The organism is Streptomyces sp. NPDC012888 (assembly GCF_042900645.1).
Classification (GTDB): domain Bacteria; phylum Actinomycetota; class Actinomycetes; order Streptomycetales; family Streptomycetaceae; genus Streptomyces.
In genome coordinates this window covers 188,909-201,720 of record NZ_JBIBBM010000011.1, presented here as the reverse complement: position 1 = coordinate 201,720, position 12,812 = coordinate 188,909, and the positions used below count along the sequence as shown (strand labels likewise).

Sequence of the window (12,812 nt, the reverse complement as noted above, 5' to 3'; positions counted from 1 at the left end):
GCACGCATCACGACCCTCCTGCCACGGAACGACCGTGGCCGCTGAGTCCAAAGGAGGTGGGTTCCACATGCGTCACTACGAGGTGATGGTCATCCTCGACCCCGATCTCGAGGAGCGCGCTGTCTCCCCGCTGATCGAGAACTTCCTCTCCGTCGTCCGTGAGGGCAACGGAAAGGTGGAGAAGGTCGACACCTGGGGCCGTCGTCGTCTCGCTTACGAGATCAAGAAGAAGCCCGAGGGCATCTACTCGGTCATCGACCTGCAGGCCGAGCCTGCGGTCGTCAAGGAGCTCGACCGCCAGATGAACCTGAACGAGTCGGTCCTCCGGACCAAGGTCCTCCGTCCCGAGACCCACTGAACCCCTTCGGTTCAGCGGTAATCGGGTCCGAGTAGCACAAGCAGCCAGAAGCAATCCCCGCCGAGAGGTTCATCCATGGCAGGCGAGACCGTCATCACGGTCGTCGGCAATCTCGTCGACGACCCCGAGCTGCGCTTCACCCCCTCGGGTGCGGCGGTCGCGAAGTTCCGCGTCGCGTCCACTCCCCGCACCTTCGACCGCCAGACCAACGAGTGGAAGGACGGCGAGAGCCTGTTCCTGACCTGCTCGGTGTGGCGGCAGGCGGCTGAGAACGTCGCCGAGTCGCTCCAGCGCGGCATGCGCGTCGTCGTACAGGGCCGGCTCCGCCAGCGCTCGTACGAGGACCGCGAGGGCGTCAAGCGCACGGTCTTCGAGCTGGACGTCGAGGAAGTCGGCCCCAGCTTGCGCAACGCCACGGCCAAGGTCACCAAGACCTCCGGTCGCGGTGGCCAGGGTGGATACGGCGGCGGCCAGCAGGGCGGCGGCGGTGGCGGCGGCTGGGGCGGTAGCTCCGGCGGCGGTCAGCAGGGCGGCGGAGCTCCCTCCGACGACCCCTGGGCGTCCAGCGCCCCGGCCGGCGGCCAGCAGGGCGGCGGAGGCGGCGGAGGCGGCTGGGGTGGAAACTCCGGCGGCTCCGGCGGCGGCTACTCGGACGAGCCGCCCTTCTAGGGCGGCCCGTACCCAAACTTCTTGATCACACAGGAGAAACACCATGGCGAAGCCGCCTGTGCGCAAGCCTAAGAAGAAGGTCTGCGCGTTCTGCAAGGACAAGACCGCGTACGTGGACTACAAGGACACGAACATGCTGCGGAAGTTCATTTCCGACCGCGGCAAGATCCGTGCCCGCCGCGTCACCGGCAACTGCACGCAGCACCAGCGTGACGTCGCCACGGCCGTGAAGAACAGCCGTGAGATGGCGCTGCTGCCCTACACGTCCACCGCGCGCTAAGGAAAGGGTGACCGACTGATGAAGATCATCCTGACCCACGAGGTGTCCGGCCTCGGTGCCGCCGGTGACGTCGTCGACGTCAAGGACGGCTACGCTCGCAACTACCTGGTCCCGCGTGGTTTCGCGATCCGCTGGACCAAGGGTGGCGAGAAGGACGTGGCGCAGATCCGCCGCGCCCGCAAGATCCACGAGATCGCGACCATCGAGCAGGCCAACGAGGTCAAGGCCAAGCTCGAGGGCACGAAGGTCCGTCTGGCCACCCGCTCGGGTGACGCCGGCCGTCTCTTCGGCTCCGTGACCCCGGCCGACATCGCCACGGCGATCGAGGCTTCCGGTGGTCCGAAGGTCGACAAGCGCCGCGTCGAGCTGGCGTCCCCGATCAAGACCCTGGGTTCGTACACCGTCTCCGTGCGTCTGCACACCGAGGTGGCCGCGAACGTGGGCATCGAGGTCGTCGCCGCCTAAGTGCTGCGAAGCGAAGGGCCGCACCCCTCGGGGTGCGGCCCTTCGTCGTGTTTCACGTGAAACACGACGCCTATCGCGTAGCGCCGGTGACCAGCCAGCGGCCCGAGCGGGCCCGCAGCTGGAGCGTGACCATCCGGACCAGCATCATCAGCGTCATCGCCCACCACAGGGCGGTCAGCCCTCCGCCGAGGGCCGGCACCAGCAGGGCCGCCGGGGTGAACACCGCCAGGGTCACCAGCATGGCCCCCGCCAGGTACGGGCCGTCCCCCGCGCCCATCAGGACCCCGTCCAGGACGAAGACGATCCCGGAGACCGGCTGGGAGACCGCGACGACCAGCAGGGCCGGCAGCAGGGCGGCCTCCACCGCCGGGTCCGAGGTGAACAGCGGGATGAACAGCGGCCGGGTGACGATCACCAGCAGTCCCAGCACGAGGCCGGAGACGATGCCCCACCGGACCATGCGACGGCCGACGGCCCTGGCTCCCTCGGTGTCCCCGGCGCCCAGGTAGCGGCCGATGATGGCCTGGCCCGCGATGGCGATGGCGTCCAGGGCGAAGGCAAGCAGGCTCCACAGGGAGAGCAGGATCTGGTGGGCGGCGATGTCCGCGTCGCCCAGCCGGGCCGCGACGGCCGTGGCGATCATCAGGACGGCGCGCAGCGAGAGGGTCCGCACCAGCAGCGGTACGCCGGCCTGGGCACAGGCCCGGATGCCGGCCGCGTCGGGCCGCAGGGAGGCGTCGTGCTTCCGGGCCCCGCGGACGACCACGAACAGGTAGGCGGCTGCCATGCCCCACTGGGCGGCCACGGTTCCCCAGGCGGATCCGGCGATGCCGAGTCCGGCGCCGTAGACGAGGGCGACGTTGAGGGCCGCGTTGGCGGCGAAGCCGCCGACCGCCACGTAGAGGGGGGTCCTGGTGTCCTGGAGGCCGCGCAGGACCCCGGTGGCCGCCAGGATCACGAGCATGGCGGGTACGCCGAGTGCGGAGATCCTGAGGTAGGTCAGTGCGTGCGGGGTGGCGGTGTCCGAGGTCCCGAAGGCGGCCACCAGCCAGGGGGCGGTGGCCAGGAGGAAGGCGACGACACCGGCGCCCAACAGCAGGGCCAGCCAGATGCCGTCCATGCCCTGGCGGATGGCGGCCTGGAGGTCGCCGGCCCCCACCCTGCGGGCCACCGCGGCGGTGGTGGCGTACGCGAGGAAGACGAAGACGCTGACGCCGGTGGTGAGGAGGGCGGCGGCGACGCCGAGCCCGGCCAGCTGGGGGGTGCCGAGGTGCCCCACGATGGCGCTGTCCACCATCACGAAGAGGGGCTCGGCGACGAGTGCGCCGAAGGCGGGGACGGCGAGCGCGAGGATCTCGCGGTCGTGCCGCCCCGGGCCGGTCTTCGGGGTGGGGGGAGCCTGTGTCATGCGCTCAATCTAATCTTCCACAGGTAATAAGTGCAATGACCTTTGGTCCCTTACCGTCGAGCTGGTGCGCGGGTTCCGGCGGCCGCTCGTGCGCGTGAGCGGGGCCGCCTCGGATTATTTTCTGCGCCCACAGCCCGTGGATGGAGAAATTGCAGGTCAGATGGGGTAACGGGGTGGCCCAGGTGATTTTGTCCACAGTGTCGTCCCCCGGTCCGTACACAGGACGGAGCGGGTTACCCACAGCTTCCGCCGCGTCATCCACATCTCATCCACACACCCTGTGGATAACAAGATTGGCTGACGCCGTCCGCGGCCCTACCGTTGTGCGTTGCCCGACCCGCCGAGAGCGGTTCCGGGCGCCCCATTTGTCAGAGCCGTGTCGTAGAAAGAGTGGCACGGCGAGGTCCGCGTGGCGGACGGGAGGAGGCGGCCCGGTGAGCATCTCCGAGCCCTTGGACGATCCCTGGGCCGACAGTGGTCCTGGTGACCGTCTGCCCGTCTCCCGTCAGCGCCGGGGCGAGGGCCGGGGTCGCGGCGACGAGCAGCACGAGCGCGGCCGCGAGGGCGGCTCCTGGGACGGCGGCGGCGCCTTCGAGCGGGTACCCCCGCAGGACCTGGACGCCGAGCAGTCGGTGCTCGGCGGCATGCTGCTGTCCAAGGACGCGATCGCGGACGTGGTCGAGGTCCTCAAGGGCCAGGACTTCTACCGGCCGTCCCACGAGACGATCTACCAGGCGATCCTCGACCTGTACGCCAAGGGCGAGCCGGCCGACCCGATCACCGTCGGCGCGGAGCTGACCCGGCGGGGCGAGATCGGCAAGGTCGGCGGCGCCTCGTACCTGCACACCCTGGTGCAGTCGGTGCCCACCGCGGCCAACGCCGAGTACTACGCGGAGATCGTCCACGAGCGGGCGGTGCTGCGGCGGCTGGTGGCAGCCGGTACGAAGATCACACAGATGGGTTACGCGGCCGACGGCGACGTCGACGAGATCGTGAACAAGGCCCAGGCCGAGATCTACGCCGTCACCGAGCAGCGGACCTCCGAGGACTACCTGCCGCTCGGCGACATCATGGAGGGCGCGCTCGACGAGATCGAGGCGATCGGCTCGCGCAGCGGGCAGATGTCCGGCGTGCCGACCGGGTTCACCGACCTGGACTCGCTGACCAACGGGCTGCACCCGGGCCAGATGATCGTCATCGCCGCCCGTCCCGCGATGGGCAAGTCGACGCTGGCCCTGGACTTCGCCCGGGCCTGCTCGATCAAGAGCAACCTGCCCAGCGTCATCTTCTCCCTCGAAATGGGCCGCAACGAGATCGCGATGCGTCTGCTGTCGGCCGAGGCGCGGGTGGCCCTGCACCACATGCGCTCGGGCACGATGACCGACGACGACTGGACGCGGCTGGCCCGGCGGATGCCGGACGTGTCGGCGGCGCCGCTGTTCATCGACGACTCGCCGAACCTGTCGATGATGGAGATCCGGGCCAAGTGCCGCCGGCTCAAGCAGCGCAACGACCTCCAGCTGGTGGTCATCGACTACCTCCAGCTGATGCAGTCCGGCGGCGCCCGCCGTCCCGAGAGCCGTCAGCAGGAGGTCTCGGACATGTCCCGGAACCTGAAGCTCCTGGCGAAGGAGCTGGAGGTGCCGGTGATCGCGCTGTCCCAGCTCAACCGTGGCCCGGAGCAGCGTACGGACAAGAAGCCGATGGTCTCGGACCTGCGTGAGTCGGGATCCATCGAGCAGGACGCCGACATGGTCATCCTGCTGCACCGCGAGGACGCGTACGAGAAGGAGTCGCCCCGCGCGGGCGAGGCGGACCTGATCGTCGCCAAGCACCGTAACGGTCCGACTGCCACCATCACCGTGGCGTTCCAGGGCCACTACTCGCGGTTCGTGGACATGGCCAACACGTAGTCCACGGCCCCACCGGCTGCCGGGTCGCTCAGCGCCTCGTCCCGTACCTGGTCAGGACCACGCCGCCGGGAAACGTCCGCGTCTCCACCAGGTCCAGGTCCACCCAGCCGTCCAGCGCGGTGAAGAACGGCGTGCCGCCGCCCACCAGGACCGGATGGGTGGCGATCACGTACTCGTCGATCAGCCCGGCGCGCACGGCCGCCCCGGCGAGCGTCGCACCGCCGATGTTCATCGGGCCGCCGTCCCCGGCCTTGAGCCGGGCGATCTCGGTGATCGCGTCGCCGGTGACCAGGCGGGTGTTCCAGCCGAGGGTGGTGTTCTCGTCGATCGTCGAGGAGAACACCACCTTCGGTGTGTCCCGCCAGTTCCGCGCGAACTCGATCTCCGCCGGGGTGGCACCCGGCTGCTGGTCGCCGGCCGGCCAGTAGGAGCTCATCGCCTCCCACAGCTTGCGCCCGTACAGCGACAGGCCACTCGCCCGCTCGTGGTCGAGCCACCACCGGAACAGCTCGGGGCTCGGCGGACCGCTCCAGCCGATGTCGTCGCCGGCCGCGGCGATGTAACCGTCCAGGGACTGGTTCATGCCGTAGATCAGTGTGCGCATGGCCAAGCCTGTCACGGATCAAATGGAGCTGCGGGTAGGCGGTGCCATGCTCTATGCAGGAGCCATGAGAACTCACACGGGCGTGACGGATGTGCCCGAAGACGTCGCGCTGTTGCCCACCACACGTCGTTCGCTGCTGCACCGGATCGCGGTGGCCCAGGCCGAGGGGAGGGCGCCCTCGCTGGTGGCCGCCGTGGGCCGCGGTGGGGAGGTCGTCTGGGAGGGGGCCCGGACGATGACGGAGGGGCACGGGCCGGACGGGTCCGTGCAGTACCGGATCGGTTCGATCAGCAAGACCTTCACCGCGGTCCTCGTCATGCGGCTGCGCGACGAGGGGCTGCTGGAGCTCGGGGACCCGCTGGAGAAGCACCTGCCGGGCACCGGCGTGGGTGAGGTGACGATCGCCCAGCTGCTGTCGCACACGGCCGGTCTGGCGGCCGAGACCCCGGGCGAGTGGTGGGAGCGGACCCCCGCCGGGCAGCGGCCCGAACTCGCGGACGTGCTGGGGGAGCAGCCGTTCAAGCACGTTCCCGGGAGCCTCTTCCACTACTCCAACCCCGGCTACACCCTGCTGGGTTCGCTGGTCGAGGCGGTGCGCGGGCGGCCGTGGGAGGAGGTGCTGCGGGCCGAGGTGCTGGAGCCGCTGGGCCTGGACCGGACGAGTGCGGAGCCCCGGCAGCCCCACGCGGGCGGCTGGGCGGTGCATCCCTGGGCGGACGTGATGATGCCCGAGCCGATGGAGGACCTGGGGCTGATGGCCGCGGCCGGTCAGCTGTGGTCGACCAGCCGCGACCTGGCCCGGTTCGCCATGTTCCTGACCCGGGGCGACGACCGGGTCCTGAGCGCGGAGTCGGTGCGCGAGATGCGTACGCCGGCCGCGCCGCCGGAGGCGGGCAACGCGCAGCTCGGCTACGGGCTGGGCCTCCAGCTGCTGCAGGTGGACGGGCGGTCGTGGGCCGGTCACGGGGGTTCGCTGCCGGGGTTCGTCGCGGGCCTGTGGTTCAGCGAGGCGGACGACGTGGCAGCGGTGGTGCTGGCCAACTGCACCTCAGGACTGCCCCCGATGACGGTGGCGGGCGACCTGCTGCGGATCGTGGCGGAGGCGGAGCCGCGCATCCCGGAGCCCTGGCGGCCGTTCCGGGAAGCCGATCCGGTGTCCCTTGAGGTCGTGGGCCCCTGGTACTGGGGGACCACCCCGTTCGGCCTGCGGCTGGGCGCGGACGGACTGCTGGAGCTCGGCCCGCTGGGAGTGACCGGCCGGGCCGCCCGGTTCCGTCCCGCCGGGGACGGCACCTGGGTCGGGCTCTCCGGCTACTACACGGGGGAGACCCTGCGCGTGGTCCGCGGACCGGACGGCTCGCTGAGCCACCTGGACCTCGGCTCGTTCGTGTTCACCCGGCTGCCGTACGACGCGGGGGCGCCGGTGCCCGGCGGGGTGGACCCGGCGGGCTGGCGGGGCATCGGCTGAGGCGGGCGCCGGCCGGCACCCGCCCGGGGGCCGGCCGGTCCGCTCAGAGCTCCAGCTTGAAGCCGACGTGCGAGGCGGTGAAACCGAGCCGCTCGTAGAAGCGGTGGGCGTCGGTGCGGCTGGCGTCGGACGTGAGCTGGACCAGCCGGCAGCCCTCGCGGCGGGACTCCTCGATGGCCCACTCCATGAAGAGGGTGCCGAGGCCGCTGCCCCGTTCGTCGGCGTGGACGCGGACCCCTTCCACGACCGAGCGGGTCGCTCCCCTGCGCGAGATGCCCGGGATCAGGGTGAGCTGGAGGGTGCCGACCACCCGGCCCTCGCGTTCGGCCACGACGACCCGCTGGTTGGGGTCCTCCGCGAGCCTCTTGAACGCCGCCGCGTAAGGCGCGAGGTCGTCCGGCGACTCGCGGGTGGCGCCGAGCGGATCGTCGGCGAGCATCGCGACGATGTCCGGCAGATCGGCTTCGGTGGCGGGCCGGATTCCGAGTCCGGTGGCCGGGGACGGGGTCATGGTGGTTCCTTCGGGTCAGGCGGCGACGGTGAGCGGTGCGAACCGGTGCGTCCAGCGGCCGGGCAGTTCGGGCAGCGAGCGGGTCATCACCGCGTTGCGGGCGACGGGTTCGAGGCCGCGGGCGGCGAGCCACTCGACGAACTCGGCGTGGCGTACGTCGACGTCCGTGCGCAGGGCCCGGTCGGTGCCCCGGGCGAGGGTGCTGACCAGGGCCTTGGCGGTCCGGGTGTCCGGGGCGACCAGGGGGCCGATCACGTCGCTGTCGGTGTTGGGCCAGGCCGCGGCGTAGCCGGTGAGGGCGCCGGCGGCGTCCTGGGCGACCAGCAGCCGGTCCGCGAAGGCCGGCAGACGGGTGATCAGGTGGGTCCGGTCGGTGCCCAGCACCTCGTGGTCCAGGTCCAGGATGCGCGGGAGGTCCGCGGCGGTCGCGGGCCGGACCCCGGAGGTGTCCACGCCCGGGTCGGGCCGGAAGGCGCCGCGCAGCATCTCGGCGTGGCCGACGGTGGTGAAGCCCAGTTCCTCGTAGAGGGGGCGCCCGTACGGGGTCGCGTGCAGGGTGAGCGGGACACCGCCCAGGACCTCGTCGCAGATGGTGGTCATGAACCGGCGTCCCAGGCCCTGGCGGGCGTAGCGCTTGGCGACGAGGACCATGCCGATGGCGGCGAGATCGGGGCCGGTGCCGTAGTGGGTGACGGTGCAGGCCGCGGCCAGGCCGTGTCCGTCCGGTGCGTCGATGCCGTATCCGGTGCCCGCGGTGAGCAGGAGCCCCCACTTGCGCTCCTCGCGGTGCCATTCACGGTCTTCCGAGAGGTCGGCGCAGCGGGTGCGATCGTCCACGGTCAGCGGCCGGATCGGCAGGTCGGTGAGGTGTGATGGTGTCACTGGGCCAGAGTGGATCACCGGGCGGAGGTCGTCCAGAGGATTTGGTGTTTCACGTGAAACAGACCGATTAGCCTCGACGCCTATGACGCGTCTTCACCTGTTCGACCTCGACGGGACCTTGATGTACGGCTCGGCGGCACCGGTGGAGATCTCCCGGCAGCTGGGGCTGTCGGCTGAGATCGCCGCGCTGGAGCGGTCCTTCAGCGCCCGCGAGATCGGCCCGGCCGGCTTCGCGGTGCGCCTGTGGGAGCTCTGGGCCGACCTGCGCCCCGAGCACGTCCGCGCCGCCTTCGACGGGTCGCCGTGGCTGGCGGGCATCCGGGAGGTGTGGCAGGAGATCCAGGAGCGCGGCGAGTACTGCGCGGTGATCTCCCTGTCCCCCTCCTTCTTCGTGGAGCTGCTCCTGGAGTGGGGCGCGCACGCCGCCCACGGGTCGGTCTTCCCCCGGGTTCCGTTCACGCAGCCGGTGGAGGAGGCGGGGATCCTCACCCCCGAGGGCAAGCTGACCGTCGCGGACCGGCTGTGCGAACGGTTCGGAGTGGGCCGGGCCGCCTGCGTGGCGTACGGGGACTCGATGACCGACTCCGTTCTGTTCGGGGCCGTCCCGGTCTCGGTGGCGGTGAACGCGCGGCCGTACCTGGCGGCGCGGGCCACCCACGTGTACGAGGGGCGGGACCTGAGGGAGGCCTACCAGCTCGCGGCCCTCCCACGCCCGGGAGTTGGGGCATCTTAGGAGGAAAGGGGGTTCGAAGCGCTGATTTCGCTCAATCGCCCGCGTACTTCCGGTGCGGCTGGCATGCTGCGAAGCCATGGAGCCCTCCCCCGATGCCGTGCTGATCCGCCGGACCCTCGACGAGATCGCACCCGTCGCCGACAAGGTGACCTCCTACTTCTACGCACTGGTCTTCACCGGCCACCCGGAAGTGCGCGAGATGTTCCCCGCGGCGATGGACGCCCAGCGCGACCGGCTGCTGAAGGCCCTGCTGACGGCCGCCGAGCACATCGACGACCCGGCCGTGCTCACCCCCTACCTGCGCCGGCTGGGCACCGGCCACCGCAAGTACGGGACCCGGTCCGGCCACTACCCGGTGGTCGGCGAAGCGCTGATCGGGGCGCTGGCCCGGTACGCGGAACGGACCTGGGGCCCGGCCGCGGAAGCGGCGTGGGTCCGGGCCTACACGGCGATGTCCCAGATCATGATCGACGCGGCCGCGGAGGACGAGCGGACGAGCCCGGCCTGGTGGGACGCCGAGGTGGTCTCCCACGAGCTGAGGACCCCCGACATCGCGGTGGTGACGGTGCGTCCGGACAAGCCGTACCCGTTCCTCGCCGGCCAGTACGCGGGTGTGGAGACCCGGTGGTGGCCCCGGGTGTGGCGGCACTACTCCTTCGCCTCGGCGCCGCGGGCCGACGGGCTCCTCTCCTTCCACATCAAGGCCGTCCCGGCGGGCTGGGTCTCCAACGCGCTGGTGCGCAACGCCCGCCCCGGGGACGTCCTGCGCCTCGGCCCGCCGGCCGGGTCGATGGTGGTGGACCACACCACCGACAACGGCATGCTGTGCCTGGGCGGTGGCACCGGCATCGCTCCGATCAAGGCGCTGATCGAGGACGTGGCCGAGCACGGCGCACGGCGCCCGGTGGAGGTGTTCTTCGGTGCGCGCAGCGACAGCGGGCTCTACGACAAGGACACGCTGCTGGGGCTCCAGCGCTCGCACCCCTGGCTGTCGGTGCGACCGGTGGTCGGTGACGGGCTGGCCGGCCAGCTGCCGCAGGCCATCGGCGAGTACGGCCCGTGGAACTCCTACGACGCGTTCATATCCGGGCCGCCGGGGCTGATCCGCAGCGGGGTGGACGCGCTGAAGCGGATCGGGATCCCCCGGGAGCGGATCCGGCACGACGCGCTGGACGAACTGGCGGCTGCCGGAGCCGGAGCCGGCGCGGGCGTGGGCGGCTGAGGGCCGCGATCGCCGGTCACCGGTCACCGGTCGCCGGCCGTCGCACCGGCCCCGGCCCCGACCCAGGCGCGGAGCCGGATCCGGACCGGACGGCCTCAGCCCAGGTCGGGGGCGTGCATCGCGCGGACGCCCTCGATGTTCCCGTCGAGGTAGTGCCGCAGGGCCAGCGGCACCAGATTGACCGCGGCGATGCCCACCCGGCTGAACGGCACCCGGACGATCTCGTACTCACCCTCCGGCTGCTCGACCTCCGGGCCGTGCCGCTGGCTCGGGTCCATCGATTCGAGCCGGCAGACGAAGAAGTGCTGCACCTTGCACCCCGTCGCACCGCCGCCGGCGATGTGCTCGACGGTGTCCACGAAGCACGGCACCACATCGGTGATCTTTGCGCCGAGTTCCTCGTGGACCTCGCGGTGCAGGGCGTCGACCACGGTGGGGTCCGTCGGCTCCACTCCCCCGCCGGGAGTGAGCCAGTACGGGGCCATGCCCGGCTTGGTGCGTTTGATCAGGATCAGGTCATCACCGTCGAGCAGGATCGCGCGGGCGGTGCGTTTGACCACGGGACGTTCGGTCATGGGGAAAGAGTGGCCCGCTATTCCGCTTCCGAAACGCCAGGAGCTCCGGCCGCCCCGTCCAGCGCCCGCAGTACGTCGGCCACCAGGTCCGCGGTGTCCTCCACACCGGCGGAGAACCGGATGAAGCCCTCCGGCACCGGGTCCCCGCCCCAGCGGCCGCGCCGCTCGGCGGTGGAACGCACCCCGCCGAAACTCGTGGCGTCCTCGACCAGCGTCAGGGAGGCCAGGAAACGCTCGGCGTGCGCGCGGTCGGGCAGGGTGAAGGAGACCACCGAGCCGAAACCGCGCATCTGCCGGGCAGCCGTCCCGTGCGAGGGGTCCGAGGACAGCCCCGGGTAGCGCAGGCCGGTCACCTCGGCACGCCCGGCGAGCGCCTCGGCCACGGCGAGGGCGTTCTCCCACTGCCGCCGGCCGCGCAGCTGGAGGGTGGCCAGGGAACGGTGGGCGAGCCAGGACTCCATGGGCCCCGGGATGGCCCCGATGATCTTCCGCCACTGCCGGACGCGAGCGGCGAGCTCCGGATCACGGCAGGTGACGTAGCCCAGGAGCAGGTCCGCGTGGCCACTGAGCCCCTTGGTGCCGCTCGCCACGGAGAAGTCAGCGCCGAGCTCCAGGGGCCGCTGGCCGAGCGGGGTGGCCAGGGTGTTGTCCACGGCCACGAGGGCGCCGCCGGAATGGGCGGCCTCCGCGAGCCGCCGGATGTCGCACACGTCCAGGCCGGGATTGGAGGGGCTCTCGATCCAGAGCAGCCGGGCCCCGTCCAGCGCGTTCAGCTGCGCGTCCCCGGCGGTCGGGGCGGTGCGGACCCGCACCCCGAACGCCTGGAGCTGGTCGCGGACCAGCGGCAGCGCCTGGTAGCCGTCGGAAGGCAGGACGACGGTCTCCCCGGCCCGTACCTGCGAGAACAGGACGGCGGAGACGGCGGCCATGCCGGAGCCGAAGACCACCGTCTCGGCGGACGCGTCGCCGGGTGCCTCCAGCTCGCCGATGGCACGCTCCAGCAGGGTCCAGGTCGGGTTGGTGTCGCGGGCGTAGGTGTAGGGGCCCTCGACGTCACCGGGGAGGTGGAAGTGGGACGCGAACACCGGTCCGGGGAGCGCGGGCTCGTTCTTGGCCGGCTCGGGGAGTCCGGCGCGCACCGCGCGCGTGCCGTCGCCGAGCCCGCGCCCCGCCCCGGATCCGGGGCCGCTCGCGTGCTCGTGCCGGTGTCCGTGGTCGTCGTGGTTCATGCCTGCCGCTCCTTCAGTGCCGCGCGTACCTCGTCCAGCAGACCCGTCGTCGCCGCCTCGATCAGTTCCAGGCACTCCTCGAACCCCTCCCGGCCGCCGTAGTAGGGATCGGGTACGTCCGTGTCCCCCGCCGTGGCGGCCGGGTCGTAGGAGCGCAGCAGCCGCACCTTGGCGGCGTCCCCGGGGCCGGGGGCGAGCCTGCGCAGGTCCCGCAGGTGCTCCGCGTCGAGCGCGACCACCAGGTCCAGCCGGGCGAACCAGGACGGCAGGAACCGCCGGGCGCGGTGGTCGTGCTCGTAGCCGTTCGCGTCGAGGACGGCCAGGGTACGGGGGTCGGCGCCGTCCCCTTCGTGCCAGCCACCGGTGCCGGCGCTGTCGACCGCCACCAGGCCGTCGAGGCCGGCCTCTGAGATCCGGGCCCGGAAGACGGACTCGGCCATGGGGGAGCGGCATATGTTGCCGGTGCAGACGAAGCAGACGCGGTACATGGACTCG

The 12,812-nt window shown here is 71.6% G+C and carries 15 protein-coding genes; 8 read left to right on the top strand and 7 right to left on the bottom strand.

Translation table 11 applies throughout. The features are described 5' to 3' along the window. Positions 1-67: 67 nt before the first annotated feature. The 4 genes from rpsF to rplI all read left to right on the top strand — a co-directional run bounded on the left by rpsF (position 68) and on the right by rplI (position 1,772). Positions 68-358: a 30S ribosomal protein S6 gene (rpsF, locus tag ACFY61_RS20890; RefSeq protein WP_004950685.1), complete on the top strand. Its 291-nt coding sequence runs from the start codon at positions 68-70 to the stop codon at positions 356-358. 75 nt (positions 359-433) lie between these two features. Continuing rightward, positions 434-1,027 (top strand): single-stranded DNA-binding protein, encoded by a 594-nt coding sequence (locus ACFY61_RS20885; protein WP_389473943.1) that lies wholly within the window; start codon positions 434-436, stop codon positions 1,025-1,027. A 43-nt stretch (positions 1,028-1,070) separates the two neighbouring features. After that, positions 1,071-1,307: a 30S ribosomal protein S18 gene (gene rpsR / locus ACFY61_RS20880; RefSeq protein WP_005315025.1), complete on the top strand. Its 237-nt coding sequence runs from the start codon at positions 1,071-1,073 to the stop codon at positions 1,305-1,307. Positions 1,308-1,325: 18 nt separating this feature from the next. Next, the gene (gene rplI / locus ACFY61_RS20875; RefSeq protein ID WP_389473941.1) at positions 1,326-1,772 is read left to right on the top strand and encodes a 50S ribosomal protein L9; all 447 of its coding nucleotides are present in this window, start codon (positions 1,326-1,328) and stop codon (positions 1,770-1,772) included. Positions 1,773-1,842: 70 nt separating this feature from the next. On the opposite strand, the gene ACFY61_RS20870 is transcribed toward rplI, so the two are convergent. Next, the gene (locus ACFY61_RS20870) at positions 1,843-3,180 is read right to left on the bottom strand and encodes an MATE family efflux transporter (RefSeq protein WP_389473939.1); all 1,338 of its coding nucleotides are present in this window, start codon (positions 3,178-3,180) and stop codon (positions 1,843-1,845) included. Positions 3,181-3,614: 434 nt separating this feature from the next. On the opposite strand from ACFY61_RS20870, the gene dnaB reads away from it, so the two are divergent. Beyond that, positions 3,615-5,093: a replicative DNA helicase gene (gene dnaB, locus ACFY61_RS20865; RefSeq protein WP_389473938.1), complete on the top strand. Its 1,479-nt coding sequence runs from the start codon at positions 3,615-3,617 to the stop codon at positions 5,091-5,093. A gap of 28 nt (positions 5,094-5,121) precedes the next feature. Here the strand turns inward: dnaB and ACFY61_RS20860 are convergent, their stop codons facing one another. Next, the gene (locus ACFY61_RS20860) at positions 5,122-5,697 is read right to left on the bottom strand and encodes a dihydrofolate reductase family protein (RefSeq protein ID WP_389473936.1); all 576 of its coding nucleotides are present in this window, start codon (positions 5,695-5,697) and stop codon (positions 5,122-5,124) included. Between the two features lie 64 nt (positions 5,698-5,761). On the opposite strand from ACFY61_RS20860, the gene ACFY61_RS20855 reads away from it, so the two are divergent. Next, on the top strand, positions 5,762-7,165 hold the full coding sequence (locus ACFY61_RS20855) for a serine hydrolase domain-containing protein (RefSeq protein ID WP_389473934.1): 1,404 nt from the start codon (positions 5,762-5,764) through the stop codon (positions 7,163-7,165). Positions 7,166-7,208: 43 nt separating this feature from the next. Here the strand turns inward: ACFY61_RS20855 and ACFY61_RS20850 are convergent, their stop codons facing one another. Together ACFY61_RS20850 and ACFY61_RS20845 are read right to left on the bottom strand one after the other, a co-directional pair. Next, positions 7,209-7,676: a GNAT family N-acetyltransferase gene (locus tag ACFY61_RS20850; RefSeq protein WP_389473932.1), complete on the bottom strand. Its 468-nt coding sequence runs from the start codon at positions 7,674-7,676 to the stop codon at positions 7,209-7,211. A 15-nt stretch (positions 7,677-7,691) separates the two neighbouring features. Next, a complete protein-coding gene (locus ACFY61_RS20845) occupies positions 7,692-8,558 on the bottom strand; it encodes a GNAT family N-acetyltransferase (RefSeq protein WP_389473931.1) in 867 nt (288 codons plus the stop codon). A gap of 82 nt (positions 8,559-8,640) precedes the next feature. On the opposite strand from ACFY61_RS20845, the gene ACFY61_RS20840 reads away from it, so the two are divergent. Continuing rightward, the gene (locus tag ACFY61_RS20840; protein ID WP_389473930.1) at positions 8,641-9,291 is read left to right on the top strand and encodes an HAD family hydrolase; all 651 of its coding nucleotides are present in this window, start codon (positions 8,641-8,643) and stop codon (positions 9,289-9,291) included. A gap of 76 nt (positions 9,292-9,367) precedes the next feature. Continuing rightward, positions 9,368-10,513: a globin domain-containing protein gene (locus ACFY61_RS20835; protein ID WP_389473929.1), complete on the top strand. Its 1,146-nt coding sequence runs from the start codon at positions 9,368-9,370 to the stop codon at positions 10,511-10,513. 95 nt (positions 10,514-10,608) lie between these two features. Here ACFY61_RS20835 and ACFY61_RS20830 read toward each other — a convergent pair whose 3' ends face one another. Genes ACFY61_RS20830 through ACFY61_RS20820 form a run of 3 tightly spaced genes read right to left on the bottom strand, consistent with a single transcriptional unit; the run spans position 10,609 to position 12,805 of the window. Further along, a complete protein-coding gene (locus ACFY61_RS20830) occupies positions 10,609-11,088 on the bottom strand; it encodes an NUDIX domain-containing protein (protein WP_389473928.1) in 480 nt (159 codons plus the stop codon). Positions 11,089-11,105: 17 nt separating this feature from the next. Beyond that, positions 11,106-12,317 carry a cystathionine gamma-lyase gene (locus ACFY61_RS20825; RefSeq protein WP_389473926.1) on the bottom strand — a complete coding sequence of 404 codons (1,212 nt, stop codon included), beginning with the start codon at positions 12,315-12,317 and terminating at the stop codon, positions 11,106-11,108. Continuing rightward, positions 12,314-12,805: a low molecular weight protein-tyrosine-phosphatase gene (locus tag ACFY61_RS20820; protein WP_389473924.1), complete on the bottom strand. Its 492-nt coding sequence runs from the start codon at positions 12,803-12,805 to the stop codon at positions 12,314-12,316. Before ACFY61_RS20820 ends, ACFY61_RS20825 begins: the two co-directional genes overlap by 4 nt. Between the last annotated feature and the right edge of the window lie 7 nt (positions 12,806-12,812).

Coding starts and splice junctions, on each gene's coding strand:
- rpsF (WP_004950685.1), top strand. CDS start 68: ATGCGTCACTACGAGGTGATGGTCATCCTCGACCCCGATCTCGAGGAG.
- ACFY61_RS20885 (WP_389473943.1), top strand. CDS start 434: ATGGCAGGCGAGACCGTCATCACGGTCGTCGGCAATCTCGTCGACGAC.
- rpsR (WP_005315025.1), top strand. CDS start 1,071: ATGGCGAAGCCGCCTGTGCGCAAGCCTAAGAAGAAGGTCTGCGCGTTC.
- rplI (WP_389473941.1), top strand. CDS start 1,326: ATGAAGATCATCCTGACCCACGAGGTGTCCGGCCTCGGTGCCGCCGGT.
- ACFY61_RS20870 (WP_389473939.1), bottom strand. CDS start 3,180: ATGACACAGGCTCCCCCCACCCCGAAGACCGGCCCGGGGCGGCACGAC.
- ACFY61_RS20860 (WP_389473936.1), bottom strand. CDS start 5,697: ATGCGCACACTGATCTACGGCATGAACCAGTCCCTGGACGGTTACATC.
- ACFY61_RS20855 (WP_389473934.1), top strand. CDS start 5,762: ATGAGAACTCACACGGGCGTGACGGATGTGCCCGAAGACGTCGCGCTG.
- ACFY61_RS20850 (WP_389473932.1), bottom strand. CDS start 7,676: ATGACCCCGTCCCCGGCCACCGGACTCGGAATCCGGCCCGCCACCGAA.
- ACFY61_RS20840 (WP_389473930.1), top strand. CDS start 8,641: ATGACGCGTCTTCACCTGTTCGACCTCGACGGGACCTTGATGTACGGC.
- ACFY61_RS20835 (WP_389473929.1), top strand. CDS start 9,368: ATGGAGCCCTCCCCCGATGCCGTGCTGATCCGCCGGACCCTCGACGAG.
- ACFY61_RS20830 (WP_389473928.1), bottom strand. CDS start 11,088: ATGACCGAACGTCCCGTGGTCAAACGCACCGCCCGCGCGATCCTGCTC.
- ACFY61_RS20825 (WP_389473926.1), bottom strand. CDS start 12,317: ATGAACCACGACGACCACGGACACCGGCACGAGCACGCGAGCGGCCCC.
- ACFY61_RS20820 (WP_389473924.1), bottom strand. CDS start 12,805: ATGTACCGCGTCTGCTTCGTCTGCACCGGCAACATATGCCGCTCCCCC.